Raw genomic sequence first — 18,639 nt, forward strand, 5'->3', positions numbered from 1 at the left:
AGTCTTAGGTGACTGCAAAGGCGTTGAATCGCATCGAACCAAGGTGTAATACCGCAGCGATGCAGTGAGCACGAGGCTTTAAGGGCCCGGCATGAAGCCGACAGGATGTGCAGCGTATCAATCGTTTGCGCTGTCAGAATTGAAGTCGACAGGAAGATGAGACGGGTATGTTCGATCACAGTATTTTGAGTGATGAAGAGCGCGAAGCCCTCAATGAGGTAATGCTCGCGCCTGCATCCCAATCGCCACAACGGGTGTTGATCGTCGATGACGACAAGGATGCTCGGGAAGTTCTGGCCGAAATTCTCAGTCTCAATGACATCAGTTGCATCACCGCCGCCGGCGGCACCAGCGCCATGCATTTGCTGCAGACCCGGCCGTCCATTGCGCTGCTGATCACCGATCTGCGCATGGCGCCATGCGACGGGCTGGACCTGATCCGTCGCGTGCGTGAATCGGACCGTGCGGAGTTGCCGATCATTATCGTGTCCGGCGACGCCAATGTGCGCGACGCCATCGACGCCATGCACCTGAGCGTGGTGGATTTTCTGCTCAAGCCGATCAACACCAAGCAGCTGTTGCGTCTGGTGAAGCGGGAACTGGAAATGGCCTGATAACGCCGCCTTCGAGCTGCGTTTTGCCATAAAAAGTTGTGCAATAAAAAAGGCGGTGTCCACTTAACTGGACACCGCCTTTTTGTTTGGGCGCTGATTACGCGCCATGTTTCCCCTTGAACTCCCGACGGCGACGGTGCAGGACCGGCTCGGTGTAGCCATTGGGCTGCCGCGTGCCTTCGATCACCAGCTCGACCGCTGCCTGAAACGCGATGTTGCTGTCGAAGTCCGGCGCCAGCGGGCGATACAGCCCATCGCCTGCGTTCTGACGGTCCACCACCGGCGCCATGCGCTTGAGACTTTCCATCACCTGCTGCTCGCTGACGACACCATGGCGCAGCCAGTTGGCGATGTGCTGGCTGGAAATCCGCAGCGTGGCACGGTCCTCCATCAGGCCGATGTCGTTGATGTCCGGCACCTTCGAGCAGCCTACGCCCTGATCGATCCAGCGCACCACATAACCGAGGATGCCCTGCGAGTTGTTGTCCAGCTCATTTTGAATCTCCTCGGCTGTCCAGTCGGTGTTCGGCGCCAGCGGAATGGTCAGGATGTCGTCGACCGAGGCCGGCGCTCGCTGGGCCAGTTCAGCCTGACGCGCGAACACATCGACCTTGTGGTAATGCAGTGCATGCAGCGCCGCGGCGGTAGGCGACGGAACCCAGGCGGTATTGGCACCGGCCAGTGGGTGGGCGATTTTCTGTTCGAGCATCGCGGCCATCAAGTCAGGCATCGCCCACATGCCTTTGCCGATTTGCGCGCGCCCTTGCAGGCCGCATTTCAAGCCGATATCGACGTTTGAGTTTTCATACGCGCCGATCCACTTTTCAGCCTTCATCTGCGCCTTGCGCACGACAGGCCCCGCTTCCATGGACGTGTGAATCTCGTCGCCGGTGCGGTCCAGGAAGCCCGTGTTGATGAACACCACACGCTCGCTTGCCGCCTGAATGCACGCCTTGAGGTTGATCGTGGTCCGACGCTCTTCGTCCATGATTCCGACTTTCAGCGTATTGCGCGGCAGCTTCAGCACAGCCTCAATGCGCCCGAACAACTCGTTGGTGAAGGCCACTTCTTCCGGGCCGTGCATCTTCGGTTTGACGATGTACACCGAGCCCGTGCGGCTGTTGGCGCGGGAGGTATTGCCCTTGAGGTTGTGGATGGCCGCGAGGCTGGTCAGCAGGCCGTCGAGAATGCCCTCCGGCACTTCGTTGCCCTGATTGTCGAGGATTGCATCGATGGTCATCAGGTGACCGACGTTGCGCACGAACAACAGAGAACGGCCATGCAGCGTGACGGGTTCACCGGTGGGTGAGGTGTAGACGCGGTCGGGGTTCATCGTACGGGTGAAGCTCGTACCGCCTTTGGAGACTTCTTCGGACAGATCGCCCTTCATCAGCCCCAGCCAGTTGCGGTACACCACGACCTTGTCGTCAGCGTCGACAGCTGCGATGGAGTCTTCGCAGTCCATGATGGTGGTCAGCGCCGCTTCCATCAGCACGTCTTTGACGCCGGCCGGGTCGGTCTGGCCGACCGGGCTCGTCGCGTCGATCTGGAGTTCGAAGTGCAGGCCGTTGTGCTTGAACAGCAGCGCGGTCGGCGCCGACGCGTCGCCCTGGAAGCCGATCAGTTGGGCATCATCGTGCAGGCCGGTGTTGCTGCCGCCCTTGAGGCTTACGATCAACATGCCATCGACCAGCTTGTAGCCGGTGGAGTCGACATGGGAGCCCGCCGACAGCGGGGCGGCTTCGTCCAGAAACGCTCGGGCGAAGGCGATGACTTTGTCGCCGCGGACCCGGTTGTAGGTTTTGCCCTTTTCCGCGCCGCCGCTTTCGCTGATGGCGTCGGTGCCGTACAACGCGTCATACAGCGAGCCCCAGCGGGCATTCGAAGCATTGAGCGCAAAGCGTGCGTTCATCACCGGCACCACCAATTGCGGGCCGGCCATGCGAGCGATTTCTTCATCGACGTGTTGTGTGGTGATCTGGAAGTCCGACGGTTCCGGCAGCAGATAGCCTATTTCCAGCAGGAACGCCTTGTAGGCAGCTGCGTCGTGGGCGTTGCCGGCATTGGACTGATGCCAGGCGTCGATACGCGCCTGGAATTCATCTCGTTTGGCGAGCAGGGCTTTGTTCTTGGGCGCGAGCTCGTGGATGAGCGCATCGGCACCGGCCCAGAATGCAGCGGCGTCGAGGCCGGTTCCAGGAATGGCTTCGTTGTTCACGAAATCCAGCAGGACGTTGGCGACCCGCAGGCCACCGACTTGAACGTGTTCAGTCATTGCTTGCCTCACTCTGCTCAGCTATCTGCGCTTCAATCACGAGCGCTTTCTTGTTAAAGCCATCGACGTCACTGCGAGCCCTTCCAGAACATGCCGGTGCGGGCGGCTGGGCGGGGCGGCGGGCACCTGAGGTGAAGCGCGGAAACAGGTTTCGGCCTTGCAGGAACATCGGATCAGGCCTGGATTCGACATCTATGTAGTGAACGCGAAGCGATACTACATGATGAGTTGCGGCATGAAAATCAGACTGAAAGTGCACCGAGCGACCGAACTTGGGCATTCGGTCACGCAGCGGTGTTGGATGTTCTCAAAGATCGTGCAGATTGTTCCAGATAATTATCAGAATCGTACACAAAAATTCCTGCAGCATTGACGCCACTGCACGCCGGGTAGACGTGCCTATACTCCCTGCAATCCATGGGACGTGCTATTAAACAGGTCTCAGTCGCTGCGGATAAAAGGAGTCGTTTGTGGATCATCTTATCGTCACTGTGTCAGCGCCGGACAAGCCAGGCGTGGTCGAGCAGCTCGCGGCATGCATTGCCGATCACGGTGGCAATTGGCTGGAAAGCCGTATGTCACACATGGCCGGGCAGTTCGCCGGGATCCTGCGGGTCAGTGCGCCGGTCGACGCGCATCCGCCCCTGCGCAACGCGCTGGAAGGGCTTTCGGCAAAAGGCATTCGCGTCCTGTTCGCCGAAGTCCTTCCAGAATCCTTGCCGGAGTGGCGGCCCATCACCATGGAGCTGGTGGGCAATGATCGATCCGGGATCGTGCGCGACGTCACTCGCGTGCTGACCGAGCAAGGCGTCAACCTGGAGCATCTGGTGACCAGCGTGGAGCCAGCACCCATGAGCAGCGAAACGCTGTTTCGCGCCCATGCCGAGTTGGGATTGCCGATGGATCTTTCACTGGATGTGCTGCAACAGCGGCTGGAAACCCTGGCGGATGACCTGATGGTGGAACTGCATTTGCCGACGGACGAGTAAACAATGTCGCCGCTGTAGGCTCTGCTCGTTAGAAGGCCTGCAGCGGATTACCCTATTCCATCAGGCTTGGGCGCGTCTGCGCAGGGAGCGCCAGGCGTCGATGCTGTAGATGATCAACCCGGACCAGATGAAGGCGAAGGTTACCAAGGTGGCCGAGGGCATGTGTTCGTCGTACAGCACAACCGCCAGGGCCAGCACGAGCGTCGGCGCGATGTACTGCAAAAAGCCCAGCGTCGCGTAGGGCAAATGCCTGGCTGCGGCGTTGAAACACACCAGCGGCACGAGCGTCACCGGACCGGCCGCCGCCAGCCAGAGTGCCTCGGATGTGGTCCAGAACTCCGGCTGTGCGCTGTGGGCGAGCGGGTTGAAAATCAACCAGCCCACGGCCAGCGGCACCAGAATCCAGGTCTCCACCACCAGCCCGGGCAATGCAGCCACCGGTGCTTTTTTGCGAATCAGGCCGTAGAAGCCGAAGGTGAACGCCAGCGCGAGCGACACCCACGGCAGGCTCCCCACCTGCCAGACCTGCTGAAGCACACCGATCAACGCCAGCATCACTGCGACCCATTGCAAGGGGCGCAGTCTTTCACGCAGCAGCACCATGCCGAGCATCACGTTGATCAGTGGGTTGATGAAATAACCCAGGCTGGCTTCGACCATATGGTTGTTGTTCACGGCCCAGACGTAGATCAGCCAGTTGGCGGCGATCAACGATCCGCTGCAGGCGAGAATCGCGAGGCGTTTAGGATTATCCCGCAGCTCTTGCCACCAGCCGGGATGCTTCCATACCAGCAGCAGAAGCGAGCCGAAGATGGCCGACCAGATCGCCCGATTGACGATGATTTCCAGCGAGGGAACGCTGGCAAGCACCTTGAAGTAGATCGGAAACAGTCCCCAGATGATGTAGGCGCTCAGGCCCAGAATGTACCCGCGACGCGGGTTGGCAGCTTGCATGGGTGGTCCTTCGGCAAGTTTTTTTGTTGTGGTGTCCTGCAGGGGTATTTAGCGTTTTCAGAACAGCTTCAGCGGTTCCTCGTTCAGCGCGGACAACTGCTCGCGCAGCGCCAGTACCTGGTCGCCCCAATAGCGTTCGGTGCCGAACCAGGAAAAGCTGTGGGGGAACGCCGGATCGTCCCAACGACGAGCCAACCAGGCGCTGTAATGCAACAGGCGCAGTGCGCGCAGCGGTTCGATGAGCGCCAGTTCACGGGGATCGAAATCGTGAAACTCGTTGTAGCCGTCCATTAATTCCGACAGCTGACTCAGACAGTCCTGACGATCACCCGCGAGCATCATCCAGACATCCTGCACCGCCGGGCCCATGCGGCAGTCGTCGAGATCGACGATGTGGAAGATGTCGTCGCGGGTCATCATGTTGCCGGGGTGGCAATCGCCGTGCATGCGGATGTTCTGATGGGGCGTGGCGGCGTAGACGTCTTCCACACGCTTGAGCAGGTCTTTGGCAACGGATTCATAGGCCGGCAGCAGGCTGCGCGGAATCACGTTGTTGTCCAGCAGGTAGTTCAGCGAGTTGTGGCCGAAGTTCTGCACACCAAGGGCTTCGCGGTGCTGGAACGGGCGCGTGGCGCCGACGGCGTGAATGCGCCCGAGCAACTGGCCTAGACGGTACAGCTGATCAAGGTTGCCGGGCTCTGGCGCGCGGCCGCCACGACGGGGGAAGAGGGTGAAACGAAAACCGGCGTGCTCGAACAGAGTCTCGCCGTTGTGCACGAGGGGCGCGACGACCGGGATTTCGACGTCGGCGAGTTCGGCGGTAAAGCTGTGTTCTTCGAGAATGGCTTCGTTGGTCCAGCGATCGGGCCGGTAGAACTTGGCAATAAGCGGCTGCTGTTCATCGATGCCGACCTGATAGACGCGGTTCTCGTAGCTGTTGAGCGCGAGAATACGGGCGTCGGTGACAAAGCCGATGCTCTCGACGGCGTCCAGCACCAGGTCAGGTGTAAGTGTTGCGAACGGGTGGGCCATGCTAACTCCTGCGCGCAGCAGGCTGCCGCGTCGGGCCAGTCATGGTAACTCAGGCGTGTTACACCTGACACAGCGCGTTACACCCGTTGCCGTTGATTCAGTGGAATCCCCATCCCGCCGATTGCCTCTTTTGCGGGATGGGGAAGCGCGCTCGTTATGCGCCGATCACGCCGCCATCCTCCCGCGTGATCACCATCACCGATGACCTCGGCTTGCCGTTCGGCAAGTGCTCGGGGAAGGTTGAACCGCCGTTTTCACCAGGGTGCTGAATGCCGACGAACAGGGCTTTCTGATCGGGCGCGAAGCTGATGCCGGTTACTTCACAACCTACTGGCCCGACCATGAACCGGCGGATCTCTCCGCTTGCAGGGTCGGCGCACAGCATCTGGTTATTGCCCATGCCTGCGAAGTCGCCGGCATTGGTGGAGTCGCCATCCGTCAGAATCCACAGCCGCCCGGCCATGTCGAAGCCCAGGCCATCCGGGCTGTTGAACATGTTCTGCGGATTGATGTTGTTTGATCCACCCTGGGGCGTACCGGCATGCACACCCGGGTTGCCGGCGACGACAAACAAGTCCCATGCGAAGTCCATGGCGGCTGCATCTGACCCCGTTTCCAGCCAGCGCAGAATCTGCCCGTACTGGTTTTTCGCCCGGGGGTTCGGACCGCCGACCGGCTGGCCTTCATCGCCGCGCTTGATGTTGTTGGTCAGTGTGCAATAGACCTGGCCGTCCTTGGGGCTGACAACGATCCACTCGGGCCGGTCCATGCGCGTCGCTTTCACCTGACTTGCCGCGAGGCGAGCATGAATCAGCACTTCAGGCTGATTGGCGAAACCACTGGCCGCGTCGATGCCGTTCTTGCCGTGGCTCAATTCAATCCACTTGCCCTGGCCTTTCGGGTGGTCGGGGTTGCTGTCGCCAGCGTCGAACTGCGCCACGTACAGCGTGCCGTGGTCGAGGATGTCGCGGTTGGCCTTCGGGTTCTTGTGATCGACCTTGTCGCGGCTGATGAATTTGTAGATGAACTCGCCGCGCTCATCGTCGCCCATGTACACCACGACGCGGCCGTCCTTTGTCTCCGTCAGCGCAGCGTTTTCGTGTTTGAAGCGGCCCAGGGCGGTGCGTTTGACCGGCGTGGATTTCGGATCGAACGGGTCGATCTCAACCACCCAGCCATGGCGATTGGGTTCGTTGGGGTTTTTCGCGACGTCAAAGCGCGGGTCGTGCAAATGCCAGTTCACTTCCTTGCTGGCAGCCGTCACACCATAGCGCTTGGTCGCGGCGTCGAAGGTCTGCGCGGGATCGCTGCTGCCGAAGCAGTCGGTGAAATTCTCTTCGCAGGTCAGATAGGTGCCCCACGGCGTCTTGCCGTTGGCGCAGTTCTGGAAGGTCCCGAGGACGTTCTTGCCGGTTTTGTCGGAGGCGGTCTTCAACCATTCATGCCCGGCGGCCGGGCCGCTCAGATGAATCGGCGTGTTGCCGTGGATCCGACGGTTGTATTTGGAACCTTGCACGAACGCCCACTGCTGACCGTCGCGCTTGACCTCAATCACCGACACACCTTCGCTGGCCTGGGCCTTGTGCACGTCTTCGGCGGATTGCGGGTCTTTGCCGTGATCGAAGAGGTAGCGGTAATTGGTGTATTCGTTGTTGATCGCCATCAGTGCGCGGCCGGCGGTCTCCGGCTTGTCACCGGGGAAGGTAAACAAGCTCATGCCGTCATTGTTGTCGCCGAATTGCAACTCCTGCATCTTTGCAGTGCCTTTGCCGCTGGGGTCGAAGGCCGGGCCGTTGGATTGCAGCGGCTGGCCCCAACTGATCAGAACCGAGGAGCGATAGCCCGGCGGCAGACTGATGCTGTCGGCGGTGGAAGAGGGGATGCTGTCGAAGCCAAGCAGCGTCCCGTTGGCGGCGCTGACACTGGCGGCCATTACGCTGCGGCTGAGCAGGTTGCCCCCGAGAAACATCGCCGCGCCGCACAGGGCGCCCGCGCTGATGAATCCGCGTCGGGTCAGGCCAACCATGTTTTCGAGGTCGGTGGATTGGTTATCTTTTAATAGCGTCATCACGGGCTCCCTGCGGTTTAGGGCAAAACCCTATGCAGTGCTCATGACGTTATTGTGTCGGTCAGATGACGAGTCGGGCGTCGGTCTTGCGTGCAAGCGGCGCTTATAGCGGCGTGCCGAGCAGAATGTTTGAGGGCGCAAATTGAACCTTAATCTCACCGCCGACCTTGAGCTGCAAGGCGTGCAGCCGGTCCGCGTCGACCAACGCACAGAGAATCTGGTGGCTGGGAAGGACAATTCTGACTTCACTTGGGCCATCCTCGGCGTCGAGAATTTCCTCGATTTGACCGGTGAGGCAATTGTGTCCGGTTGTTTCAGCCTGGTCTGGCGCTATTAATTCCAGCCAGCCGGCCTTGATCAGGGCGAACACATCCGTGCCGACCTCAAGCCCCAGTCGCAATGTGCTGTCGTGAGTGATCTGCGCCTCGATCGACAAACCGCCCGCGAGCTGCAACGTGATCATATCGTTGCGGCCCTGAGAACGAACGCCGCTGACCTGACCATGCAACTGATTGCGCGCGCTGGTGCGCAGCATCAAGCGGCTGAGCAAGGCGAGGTCATTGGACTCCTCCGAGGTTTCCAGCAGTTGGGTTTGCAACGCCTGCAAGCGCTGATAAAGCCGCAGCACCCGCTCGCCTTCGGCCGACAATTTCGCGCCGCCACCCCCTCGACCGCCGACGCTGCGCTCGACCAGCGGTTTCTGCGCCAGGTTGTTCAGCTCATCAATGGCGTCCCATGTCGCCTTGTAGCTCAGCCCTGCGCTCTTTGCTGCACGCGTGATCGAACCCTGCTCGGCAATGTGCTGCAACAGCGCGATGCGATGGGGGCGACGAACCATGTGCTGGGTGAGGGACGGCGGTAGTGACATAGGGGGTCGGATGCGCTGAGAGTGATGAAGCCGGAGTGTAAGGCAAAACGGCTTACGCCCAAATCCCGCGGGTTTCTTAACCTCCCGGCTTTTTAGTCCCCTGGCTTCGGCGTCCTCGCCAGGCAATACACGTCCACCGATCTGGCGCCGGCCTTGAGCAACAGTTCTGCTAGCGCATTTGCCGTGGAGCCGGTGGTGAGGACGTCATCAATCAGCGCGAGGTGCCTGCCGCCAATCGGCGTCGCGTCCTTCAGCGCAAAGGCGGACGCCAGGTTGCGCTTTCTGGCTTTCGCATCCAGGCCCTGCTGCGAGGGTGTTTCCTTTACACGGCCAATCACGCGCTCATCGACGGGTAAGTCCAATCGCGCACCGAGCCAGTTCGCCAGCATCGCCGCTTGATTGAAGCCCCTCTGACGCAAGCGCTTTTTGGCCAGTGGCACCGGGATAAGAACGTCGGGTCGCTGCAGGCCTTCATTGAAGCGGTGCTGCAGGGTCTCGCCCAACAGCTCGGCGAGCAGTCGTCCCAGCGGCCATTTGCCCTGATGCTTGAAGCGTGTGACCAGCGCGTCGATCGGGAAGTCGTAAAGCCACGGAGCGACAACTTCATTGAAGGCCGGAGGCTGGCGATTGCAGGCGCCACAGGTCAGACCGGACATCGGCATGGGCAATGCGCATCGGTCGCACTGGTCAATCAGCCAAGGCAGTTCGCGTTCACAGGCCACGCAGATCGGAGTGGCGGAATCTGTCGCTTCATCGCACAACAAACACGTCTGTGCGTTTTTTAACCAGATGTAAACCTCGTGCCCCTTGCATGGTTGACAGCGCATGTCGCTTCCTTAAATATGCCGAACATCCGTGTTGCGCCTGTGGGCTTTCCGGTTTTGCCGCTGGGCGAAGCCGCCCGGGTCATCGTCCAGAAAACATCAAGGAGCCGCCCATGAGCGCCAGCATCAATGCCAACCTGCGTCACGACTGGAATCTAGCCGAGGTCAAGGCGCTGTTCACACAGCCATTCAATGACCTGCTGTTTCAGGCGCAAACCGTGCACCGCGCTCACTTCGACGCCAACCGCGTGCAAGTCTCGACCCTGCTGTCGATCAAAACCGGCGCCTGCCCGGAAGACTGCAAGTACTGCCCGCAATCGGGCCACTACAACACAGGTCTGGAAAAAGAAAAGCTGATGCAGGTCCAGCAAGTGCTGGAAGAAGCCGCACGCGCCAAGGCCATTGGTTCGACCCGTTTCTGCATGGGTGCGGCGTGGAAACACCCGTCGGCCAAAGACATGCCCTACGTGCTGGAGATGGTCAAAGGCGTCAAGGCCATGGGCCTGGAAACCTGCATGACCCTCGGCAAGCTGGATCAGGACCAGACCCAGGCGCTGGCCGCCGCGGGCCTTGATTACTACAACCACAACCTCGACACCTCGCCGGATTTCTACACCAGCATCATCACCACCCGCACCTACAGCGATCGTCTGCAGACCCTGGCGTACGTGCGTGATTCGGGGATGAAGATCTGCTCCGGCGGCATTCTGGGCATGGGGGAATCCCTGGACGACCGCGCCAATCTGCTGATCCAGCTGGCCAACCTGCCAGAGCACCCGGAATCCGTGCCGATCAACATGCTGGTGAAAGTGGCCGGCACGCCGCTGGAAAACGCCGAGGATATCGATCCGTTCGATTTCATCCGCATGCTGGCCGTCGCGCGCATCCTGATGCCGCAATCCCACGTGCGCCTGTCCGCTGGCCGCGAAGCCATGAACGATCAGATGCAGGCCTTGGCGTTCTTCGCCGGCGCCAACTCGATCTTCTACGGCGACAAACTGCTGACCACCGCCAACCCGCAGTCCGACAAGGACATGCAGCTGTTCTCGCGTCTGGGCATTCAGCCAGAAGCTCGGGAAGAGCACTCGGACGAGGTGCATCAGGCCGCCATCGAACAAGCGCTGATCGAGCAGAAAAGCAGCGAGCTGTTTTACGACGCGGCTGTTTGATGCGCCTTCGATCCTCCGGCCAGAGTGCATTATTGTGGGAGTGAGCTTGCTCGCGAAGGAGCCATGCCAGCCGCTGAAGATTTAGCGGATGTTCCTGACTCTTCGCGAGCAAGCTCGCTCCCACGGGTTCACCTCCAGCCTGACGATAACCGCGTGCTCATTACCCCGCGTCTACCTACGAGGCCTGCATGTCCTTTGATCTGAACGCACGTCTCGCTGCCCGTCGTGCCGAGCACCTTTATCGTCAGCGGCCCTTGCTGCAAAGCCCGCAGGGCCCTGAAGTCATTGTCGACGGCAAGCCGCTGCTGGCGTTCTGCAACAACGATTACATGGGGCTGGCCAATCACCCCGAAGTCATCGCGGCCTGGCAAGCCGGCGCCGAGCACTGGGGCGTCGGCGGTGGTGCTTCGCATTTGGTGATCGGCCACAGCACGCCCCATCACGCCCTCGAAGAAGCCCTCGCCGAGTTCACCGGGCGGCCCCGCACGCTGTTGTTCTCCAATGGCTACATGGCCAACCTCGGCACGGTCACCGCGTTGGTCGGGCAGGGCGATACGGTGCTGGAAGATCGCCTCAATCATGCTTCGTTGCTTGATGCCGGCCTGCTCAGCGGCGCGCGTTTTTCCCGCTATCTGCACAACGACTGCGACAGCCTAGCCAGCCGGTTGGACAAAGCCGTCGGCGACACGCTGGTGGTTACCGACGGCGTGTTCAGCATGGACGGCGACGTCGCTGACCTGCCCGCGCTGGCCAAGGCGGCCAAAGCCAAAAATGCGTGGCTGATGGTCGACGATGCCCATGGTTTCGGCCCACTGGGGGCGAACGGTGCAGGCATCGTCGAGCACTTCGGTCTTGGCATCGATGACGTCCCGGTGCTGATCGGCACGTTGGGCAAGTCCTTCGGCACGGCCGGCGCATTCGTCGCGGGCAGCGAAGAGTTGATCGAAACCCTGATCCAGTTCGCCCGCCCCTACATCTATACCACCAGCCAGCCGCCGGCGCTGGCGTGCGCGACCCTTAAAAGCCTCGAACTGCTGCGCTCCGAACACTGGCGGCGTGAGCACCTGGCAGCACTCATCAAGCAGTTTCGCGCTGGCGCTCAAGCCCTTGGCCTGGCGCTGATGGACAGTTTCACGCCCATCCAGCCAATCTTGATTGGCGACAGCGGACGCGCGTTGCGGCTGTCGCAGTTGCTGCGAGAGCGCGGTGTGATGGTCACCGCTATTCGGCCGCCGACGGTGCCTGCGGGCAGCGCACGTTTACGCGTGACATTGTCCGCCGCCCACAGCGAAGCGCAGGTGCAGCTATTGTTGAATGCACTGGAGCAGTGTTTTCCGCTGCTGGGCGTAGACGAATCTTCGGAGCTGAACCATGCGTGATCAGTTGATCCTGTTGCCCGGTTGGGGCCTTGGTGTTTCTCCTCTGGAACCGCTGGCGGCAGCGCTGCGAGGGCTCGACGAACATTTGCGGGTCGTGATCGAGCCTTTGCCTGACATGGACACCGACAACCTCGACGAATGGCTTGATGAGCTGGATTCGACATTGCCCGACAACGTCTGGTTGGGCGGTTGGTCCCTGGGTGGCATGCTCGCCGCCGAACTGGCGGCGCGCAGGGGCGAGCGCTGCTGTGGGCTGGCGACGTTCGCCAGTAATGTCTGCTTCGTGGCCCGCAGCGAGTGGCCCAACGCGATGCCACAAACGGATTTCGACGCGTTCATTGCCGGTTGCAAGGCCGACCTGGACGCAACGCTCAAGCGCTTCACCCTGTTATGCGTGCAAGGCGCCGAAGAGCCACGGCCGCTGTCGAGACAACTGAAAGCCTGCGCGCCCCACGGCACCAGTGCCGGTTTGATCGAAGGCCTGAAGCTGCTCGAGCAAATGGACACGCGCAAAGCGCTGCAAGGGTTTCGCGGTCCTCAATTGCATCTGTTCGGCGGTCTTGACGCGTTGGTGCCCGCTGAAGCATCGGCGGACTTGCTTTGCCTCCAGCCTGACATCGAAGTCGGCGTGATCGAGCAGGCCAGTCACGCTTTTATTCTGGAAAACCCGCACGGCGTCGCCGCTGCAGTTCATGCGTTTTTACACGAGTCCGGTGATGACTGATCTTTCCCATTGCGCGGTGCTGAAGGCCGTGAAACAGCAACAGGCATCCGGGCAACACACCCTGCCTGACAAGCGTCAGGTGGCGGCGTCCTTCTCGAAGGCCGCGGCGAGTTACGACAGCGTGGCCGACTTGCAGCGCGCCGTCGGCACCGAGCTGATGACGCGACTGCCAGCCTTGGCACCTTCCCGCTGGTTGGACCTGGGCAGCGGCACCGGTTGCTTCAGTCGCGCGCTGACGCAGACGTTTCCTGAGAGCGAGGGCATTGCGCTCGACATCGCCGAAGGCATGCTGCGTTATGCACGCCCGTTAGGGGGCGCCACTCATTACGTGTCAGGCGACGCGGAGCATCTTCCGCTGCGCGATGCGAGCGTCGATCTGATGTTCTCCAGCCTGGCGGTGCAATGGTGCCCGGATTTTTCCGCGGTGCTGAGCGAAGCGCGTCGTGTGCTGAAACCAGGCGGCGTGTTCGCTTTTGCCAGCCTCTGCGTCGGGACGCTGGTTGAACTGCGCGACAGCTGGCAGGCGGTGGACGGCATGGTCCACGTCAACCGCTTCCGCGAGCGCGAGGCGTATCAACGCCTCTGCGCGGACAGTGGTCTGAGCGTGCGCAGCCTCGAAGTCCTGCCCCACGTGCTGCACTATCCCGACGTGCGCAGCCTGACCCACGAGCTCAAGGCATTGGGTGCGCACAACATCAATCCAGGTCGCCCGGGAGGCCTGACCGGCCGCGCGCGAATTCAGGCTTTGATGGAGGCGTACGAAAAGTTTCGTCAGGAAAAAGGCCTGCCCGCCACGTATCAGGTGGTGTACGCCGTCTTGGCGAAGCCTGACATTGATTAAAAAATGATCTATTAGTCAACGTCCGTCAAACGGGCGCTATAGTAAGCAGGCAATAGTTTGAAATATCTGAACGGATGGTCGCCACGATGAGCGCTGCGTATTTCATCACGGGAACCGACACCGACGTTGGCAAGACCACCATCGCCACAGGGCTTCTGTACGCGGCGCGGCAGTCGGGGTTGAGTACGGCGGCGGGCAAGCCCGTGGCTTCAGGGTGCGACGTCAAACCCAAAGGTCTGCGCAACTCGGACGCCGTCGCCCTGCGTGCCCAATGTTCGATCCAACTGACCTACAACGAAGTCAATCCGGTGGCCTTCGAGCCAGCCATTGCGCCCCATCTGGCCGCACGGGAGGCGGGTGTCGCCTTGACCGTGCAATCCTTGCTCGGCCCGATGCAGCATATCCTCGACAAGCAGGCCGACTTCACGCTGATCGAAGGGGCTGGCGGCTGGCGCGTTCCACTGGCCGATCAGGCCAATCTGTCTGACCTGGCCATCGCGCTCAAACTGCCGGTTATTCTGGTAGTGGGCGTGCGGCTGGGCTGTATCAGCCATGCGCTGCTGTCAGCGGAAGCGATCGCCAACGACGGTCTGCAACTGGCGGGCTGGGTGGCGAATATTATCGATCCCAAAACGTCACGGCTTGAGGAAAACCTCGCCACGCTCGCGGAGCGTTTGCCAGCGCCGTGCCTCGGTCGCGTGCCGTTCATGAAGAAGGCGACTTCGGAAATGATCGCCGAGCACCTGCATCTGGAGCTGTTGGACTAGCGAGTAATGAGTCGCAGACTGTGAGGCACGTCACAAGGCTCAATGCCACTAGTCGCTTCGCAGCGTAATCCAGTCGGTTTGCTGCTTTAATCGCTGTGTTCGCTACGAACAGAGGATCGTGCTCATGCAAATCTCACTGAACAACACACTGTACCCAGGCCTCAGCGCAATGCAGGTCGGGCAGGGCCGTGTCGATCAGGCTGCAACCCAGTTGGCCAGTCCCGCCACTGAAGTGTCCGGGCGCAGTCAGTCTTCGGATTTCCAGCTGGAGCGTCTGCGCTCTGTGGACCGTCCGCAACGCTCCGACATGGCCACCAATGTTGTCGAGCTGACCCAAGGCCGTATTCAAGTCCAGGCTGGCGTGAGAGTCGAAAAAGCCAGCGACGAAATGCTTGGCACGCTGATCGATACCTTCGCCTGATTTGCCTCCTATCGTGCGCTGCGGCTCACGTCGCTGCATGACACTCTCCTGAATAACGCCCCATTCACGTGCCCATCCTGCGGGCGCTTCAGCTTTTTTTACCCCGACGTTTTCTAGACTCAACGCTCCGGTCTTAACCGCGTGGCGTCGTCTACGCACGCCTGCGAGTTGCCCGCATCAGGTGATGAAAGGCGCTGGGCGTCGCTTGACAAGGTATAGGCGTAAACGTATGTTTCAAACACCTGTTTGATCGCCGCGTGAACCCAAGCGTCGGCGCCGGGGCAATGCCCCACAGTGACCACACGGTCATCCAATTCCAGGATTCACCAGCAGAGGTTTATCGCTATGCCTGACTACAAGGCCCCCTTGCGTGATATTCGCTTCGTCCGTGACGAGCTGCTCGGCTACGAAGCGCACTATCAGAGTCTGCCAGCATGCCAGGACGCCACGCCTGACATGGTTGACGCCATTCTCGAGGAAGGCGCCAAGTTTTGTGAGCAGGTCCTGGCCCCGCTGAACCGTGTGGGTGACATCGAAGGCTGCACCTGGAGCGAGTCCGGCGTAAAAACGCCGACCGGTTTCAAGGAAGCCTACAAGCAGTTCGTTGAAGGCGGCTGGCCGAGCCTGGCCCACGATGTCGCTCACGGCGGTCAGGGTCTGCCCGAGTCGCTGGGTCTGGCCGTCAGTGAAATGGTTGGCGAAGCCAACTGGTCATGGGGCATGTACCCGGGCCTGTCCCATGGCGCGATGAACACCATCTCCGAGCACGGCACCCCTGAGCAGCAGGACGCCTACCTGACCAAGCTGGTCTCGGGCGAGTGGACCGGCACCATGTGCCTGACCGAACCTCACTGCGGTACCGATCTGGGCATGCTGCGCACCAAGGCCGAGCCTCAGGCTGACGGTTCGTACAAAGTGTCCGGCACCAAGATCTTCATTTCCGCTGGCGAACACGACATGGCCGATAACATCGTCCACATCGTGCTGGCCCGCCTGCCCGACGCGCCTGCCGGCACCAAAGGCATTTCCCTGTTCATCGTGCCGAAATTCGTGCCGGCCGCTGACGGCAGCGTCGGCGAGCGCAACGCTGTGAATTGCGGTTCGCTGGAACACAAGATGGGCATTCACGGCAACGCCACGTGCGTGATGAACTTCGACGGCGCCACCGGTTACCTGATCGGCCCGCCGAACAAAGGCCTGAACTGCATGTTCACCTTCATGAACACCGCGCGTCTGGGCACGGCGCTGCAAGGTCTGGCCCACGCCGAGATCGGTTTCCAGGGCGGCCTGAAATACGCCCGTGAGCGTCTGCAGATGCGTTCGCTGACTGGCCCGAAAGCGCCGGAAAAAGCCGCTGACCCGATCATTGTTCACCCCGACGTACGTCGCATGCTGCTGACCATGAAGGCCTTCGCCGAGGGGACTCGTGCGATGGTGTACTTCACCGCCAAGCAGGTCGACATCGCCAAGTACAGCGACGACGCCGAAGCCAAGAAGCAAGCCGATGGCCTGCTGGCGTTCATGACCCCGATCGCCAAGGCGTTCATGACCGAAGTCGGTTTCGAAGCCGCCAACCACGGCGTCCAGGTCTACGGCGGCCACGGCTTTATTGCCGAGTGGGGCATGGAGCAGAACGTTCGCGACGCGCGTATTGCCATGCTGTACGAAGGCACCACCGGTATTCAGGCGCTCGACCTGCTGGGTCGTAAAGTGCTGATGACTCAGGGCGAGGCGCTTAAGGGCTTCACCAAGATCGTCCACAAGTTCTGTCAGTCGCAGGAAGGCAATGAAGCGATCAGCGAATTCGTGACACCGCTCGCTGCGTTGAACAAAGAATGGGGCGAACTGACCATGAAGGTCGGCATGGCCGCCATGAAAGACCGTGAAGAAGTTGGTGCCGCTTCGGTGGATTACCTGATGTATTCCGGTTACGCCTGCCTGGCGTACTTCTGGGCTGACATGGCTCGTGTGGCAGCCGAGAAACTGGCGGCCGGCACCAGCGAAGAAGCCTTCTACACCGCCAAGCTGCAGACGGCGCGCTTCTACTTCCAGCGCATCCTGCCGCGCACCCGTACCCACGTGGCAACTATGCTGTCGGGCGCCAGCAACCTGATGGACATGAACGAAGAACACTTCGGCCTGGCTTACTAAGTCACCGGAAGCGTTTCCCTCAAGCCGCTTGTCCTCAGGGACAAGCGGCTTTTTTGTGCCTGCCGATCATTGCCCATAGCCATGCACATTCTTCCTCATCCTATGCATGACGCGGCCGATACAGGCACAATGCCATTTAATCAGCGCTCGCATCTTCGGTGAGGAGATAGTCCTTTTGCTGCGCCCCTCTGCCGCACGGCTCAGTCATTTTTTACCCTCTCTGGCCTTGCTGATTGCCGGACTGGCGGCCGCGTACGTGAAAGACCTCAACGTCTTCTTCACCTCACTCTTCAACGTGCTGCCCACTCTGGTGCTGTTGCTGGGTGGTGCGTATTGCGGCGTTTACAAGCGGCAGCGTGAACTGTTCCTGATGATCACGGTGTACATCGCCTATTTCCTGCTCGACACGCAGACCGATTACTACCGCGATAACGGAAAAGTCCGAGAGGACGCTGCCGTGGTGTTTCATCTGTGCTGCCTATTGCTTCCGGTCATGTTTGGCCTGTTTGCCGCGTGGGAAGAGCGGACCCATCTGTTTCAAGACCTTGTCGCTCGACTGGCGGTACTGGTCGCCGTAGGCAGCGTCGCGCTGGGACTCGAACAGAGCTTCCCCGCCGGGCTGCTGGCCTGGCTCGCCGACATCCGCTGGCCGGCACTGCACGGAGACTGGATGAGCCTGATCCAGTTGTCTTACGTGACGTTTTTCATCGCGTTCGCCGTGTTGATCACGCAATACCTCTATAAGCCGCGCCCGCTGCATGCCGCACAACTGGTGGGGTTGCTCGGCATGTTCTGGGCGTTGCCGAAAACCTTCATCTTGCCGTTCACCCTGAACATCATGTGCAGCCAGGTGATGCTGATGATTGCGGCGGCAGTCGCGCACGAGGCCTACCAAATGGCGTTCCGCGACGAGCTGACCGGGCTGCCCGGCCGACGCGCGCTCAATGAGCGGATGCAGCGACTGGGCCGCAATTATGTGCTGGCGATGAGCGATGTCGATCATTTCAAGAAATTCAACGACACCCACGGCCACGACGTCGGAGACCAGGTGCTGCGTCTGGTGGCGAGCAAATTGTCGAAGATCACCAACGGTGGCGGGCGCGCCTATCGCTATGGCGGTGAAGAATTCGCCATCGTGTTTGCCGGCAAAACCCTGGAAGAGTGCATGCCGCATCTCGAAGTCATCCGGGAAACCATCGCCAGCTATCAGATTCAGCTGCGTAATCAGGACAATCGGCCGAATGACGACCTGCAAGGGCGCCAGCGTCGGGCAGGCTCCCAGGCTTCAGCGGTATCGGTGACGGTCAGCATTGGTGTGGCCGAGCGTCTTCCCGAGCATCGCAATCCGGAAGAAGTCCTCAAATCCGCCGATCAGGCACTGTATGCCGCCAAAGGCGCCGGCCGTAACTGCGTCATCAGTCATGCACAAACGAGCAAGCGCGGTGCTGTTCGCATGGCGGCCGCTGGCTAAATCAACCTTTTTTAATCACTAGTCAAACCCACTCGCGGTCGCAAGCGGGCATGGGCCTGACTGTCATTCGGTAGTGACCGAAAAGCAATTAA

16 protein-coding genes are annotated in these 18,639 nt (G+C 60.6%); 10 read left to right on the forward strand and 6 right to left on the reverse strand.

All coding sequences use genetic code 11. The features are described 5' to 3' along the window. The first annotated feature begins 167 nt into the window (after positions 1-167). Positions 168-614 (forward strand): response regulator, encoded by a 447-nt coding sequence (locus AC3ISG_RS01740; RefSeq protein WP_163022123.1) that lies wholly within the window; start codon positions 168-170, stop codon positions 612-614. 97 nt (positions 615-711) lie between these two features. On the opposite strand, the gene AC3ISG_RS01745 is transcribed toward AC3ISG_RS01740, so the two are convergent. Beyond that, positions 712-2,889, reverse strand: a complete 2,178-nt coding sequence (locus AC3ISG_RS01745) for a malate synthase G (protein WP_122536503.1) — start codon at positions 2,887-2,889, stop codon at positions 712-714. Positions 2,890-3,359: 470 nt separating this feature from the next. Between AC3ISG_RS01745 and AC3ISG_RS01750 the strand changes: the two genes are divergently transcribed. Then, on the forward strand, positions 3,360-3,878 hold the full coding sequence (locus tag AC3ISG_RS01750) for an ACT domain-containing protein (RefSeq protein WP_122536504.1): 519 nt from the start codon (positions 3,360-3,362) through the stop codon (positions 3,876-3,878). A 60-nt stretch (positions 3,879-3,938) separates the two neighbouring features. Here the strand turns inward: AC3ISG_RS01750 and rarD are convergent, their stop codons facing one another. From rarD to AC3ISG_RS01775, 5 genes are all read right to left on the reverse strand, one after another. Then, entirely contained in the window at positions 3,939-4,832 is an 894-nt protein-coding gene (gene rarD / locus AC3ISG_RS01755) for an EamA family transporter RarD (RefSeq protein ID WP_489298394.1), read from the reverse strand. Positions 4,833-4,889: 57 nt separating this feature from the next. Further along, positions 4,890-5,864 (reverse strand): serine/threonine protein kinase, encoded by a 975-nt coding sequence (locus AC3ISG_RS01760; RefSeq protein WP_122536506.1) that lies wholly within the window; start codon positions 5,862-5,864, stop codon positions 4,890-4,892. A gap of 154 nt (positions 5,865-6,018) precedes the next feature. Next, the gene (locus AC3ISG_RS01765) at positions 6,019-7,932 is read right to left on the reverse strand and encodes a PhoX family protein (protein WP_489298395.1); all 1,914 of its coding nucleotides are present in this window, start codon (positions 7,930-7,932) and stop codon (positions 6,019-6,021) included. A 103-nt stretch (positions 7,933-8,035) separates the two neighbouring features. Beyond that, positions 8,036-8,800: a TOBE domain-containing protein gene (locus AC3ISG_RS01770; protein WP_489298396.1), complete on the reverse strand. Its 765-nt coding sequence runs from the start codon at positions 8,798-8,800 to the stop codon at positions 8,036-8,038. Between the two features lie 92 nt (positions 8,801-8,892). Next, a complete protein-coding gene (locus tag AC3ISG_RS01775) occupies positions 8,893-9,627 on the reverse strand; it encodes a ComF family protein (RefSeq protein ID WP_489298397.1) in 735 nt (244 codons plus the stop codon). Positions 9,628-9,737: 110 nt separating this feature from the next. Between AC3ISG_RS01775 and bioB the strand changes: the two genes are divergently transcribed. From bioB to AC3ISG_RS01815, 8 genes are all read left to right on the forward strand, one after another. Continuing rightward, complete coding sequence (gene bioB / locus AC3ISG_RS01780) at positions 9,738-10,793, forward strand: biotin synthase BioB (protein ID WP_172609934.1); 1,056 nt, start codon at positions 9,738-9,740, stop codon at positions 10,791-10,793. A gap of 188 nt (positions 10,794-10,981) precedes the next feature. Next, positions 10,982-12,172: an 8-amino-7-oxononanoate synthase gene (gene bioF / locus AC3ISG_RS01785; RefSeq protein ID WP_489298398.1), complete on the forward strand. Its 1,191-nt coding sequence runs from the start codon at positions 10,982-10,984 to the stop codon at positions 12,170-12,172. Then, on the forward strand, positions 12,165-12,896 hold the full coding sequence (locus tag AC3ISG_RS01790; protein ID WP_272632897.1) for an alpha/beta fold hydrolase: 732 nt from the start codon (positions 12,165-12,167) through the stop codon (positions 12,894-12,896). Before bioF ends, AC3ISG_RS01790 begins: the two co-directional genes overlap by 8 nt. Continuing rightward, the gene (bioC, locus tag AC3ISG_RS01795) at positions 12,889-13,737 is read left to right on the forward strand and encodes a malonyl-ACP O-methyltransferase BioC (RefSeq protein ID WP_489298399.1); all 849 of its coding nucleotides are present in this window, start codon (positions 12,889-12,891) and stop codon (positions 13,735-13,737) included. Before AC3ISG_RS01790 ends, bioC begins: the two co-directional genes overlap by 8 nt. A gap of 86 nt (positions 13,738-13,823) precedes the next feature. Then, positions 13,824-14,504, forward strand: coding sequence for a dethiobiotin synthase (gene bioD, locus AC3ISG_RS01800; protein WP_489298400.1), 681 nt, complete (start codon positions 13,824-13,826; stop codon positions 14,502-14,504). A 124-nt stretch (positions 14,505-14,628) separates the two neighbouring features. Next, positions 14,629-14,925, forward strand: a complete 297-nt coding sequence (locus AC3ISG_RS01805) for a pyrroloquinoline quinone biosynthesis protein PqqE (RefSeq protein ID WP_122536514.1) — start codon at positions 14,629-14,631, stop codon at positions 14,923-14,925. 345 nt (positions 14,926-15,270) lie between these two features. Then, entirely contained in the window at positions 15,271-17,076 is a 1,806-nt protein-coding gene (locus AC3ISG_RS01810) for a phenylacyl-CoA dehydrogenase (protein ID WP_122536515.1), read from the forward strand. Positions 17,077-17,251: 175 nt separating this feature from the next. Next, entirely contained in the window at positions 17,252-18,547 is a 1,296-nt protein-coding gene (locus AC3ISG_RS01815; RefSeq protein ID WP_489298401.1) for a GGDEF domain-containing protein, read from the forward strand. The last annotated feature ends 92 nt before the right edge of the window (positions 18,548-18,639 follow it).

The sequence above is a fragment of the Pseudomonas sp. GL_135 genome (assembly GCF_057834665.1).

Bases quoted from the DNA above. Each gene is read 5' to 3' on its own strand.
- AC3ISG_RS01740 (WP_163022123.1), top strand. From the start codon at position 168: ATGTTCGATCACAGTATTTTGAGTGATGAAGAGCGCGAAGCCCTCAAT.
- AC3ISG_RS01745 (WP_122536503.1), bottom strand. From the start codon at position 2,889: ATGACTGAACACGTTCAAGTCGGTGGCCTGCGGGTCGCCAACGTCCTG.
- rarD (WP_489298394.1), bottom strand. From the start codon at position 4,832: ATGCAAGCTGCCAACCCGCGTCGCGGGTACATTCTGGGCCTGAGCGCC.
- AC3ISG_RS01760 (WP_122536506.1), bottom strand. From the start codon at position 5,864: ATGGCCCACCCGTTCGCAACACTTACACCTGACCTGGTGCTGGACGCC.
- AC3ISG_RS01765 (WP_489298395.1), bottom strand. From the start codon at position 7,932: ATGACGCTATTAAAAGATAACCAATCCACCGACCTCGAAAACATGGTT.
- AC3ISG_RS01770 (WP_489298396.1), bottom strand. From the start codon at position 8,800: ATGTCACTACCGCCGTCCCTCACCCAGCACATGGTTCGTCGCCCCCAT.
- AC3ISG_RS01775 (WP_489298397.1), bottom strand. From the start codon at position 9,627: ATGCGCTGTCAACCATGCAAGGGGCACGAGGTTTACATCTGGTTAAAA.
- bioB (WP_172609934.1), top strand. From the start codon at position 9,738: ATGAGCGCCAGCATCAATGCCAACCTGCGTCACGACTGGAATCTAGCC.
- bioF (WP_489298398.1), top strand. From the start codon at position 10,982: ATGTCCTTTGATCTGAACGCACGTCTCGCTGCCCGTCGTGCCGAGCAC.
- AC3ISG_RS01790 (WP_272632897.1), top strand. From the start codon at position 12,165: ATGCGTGATCAGTTGATCCTGTTGCCCGGTTGGGGCCTTGGTGTTTCT.
- bioC (WP_489298399.1), top strand. From the start codon at position 12,889: ATGACTGATCTTTCCCATTGCGCGGTGCTGAAGGCCGTGAAACAGCAA.
- bioD (WP_489298400.1), top strand. From the start codon at position 13,824: ATGAGCGCTGCGTATTTCATCACGGGAACCGACACCGACGTTGGCAAG.
- AC3ISG_RS01805 (WP_122536514.1), top strand. From the start codon at position 14,629: ATGCAAATCTCACTGAACAACACACTGTACCCAGGCCTCAGCGCAATG.
- AC3ISG_RS01810 (WP_122536515.1), top strand. From the start codon at position 15,271: ATGCCTGACTACAAGGCCCCCTTGCGTGATATTCGCTTCGTCCGTGAC.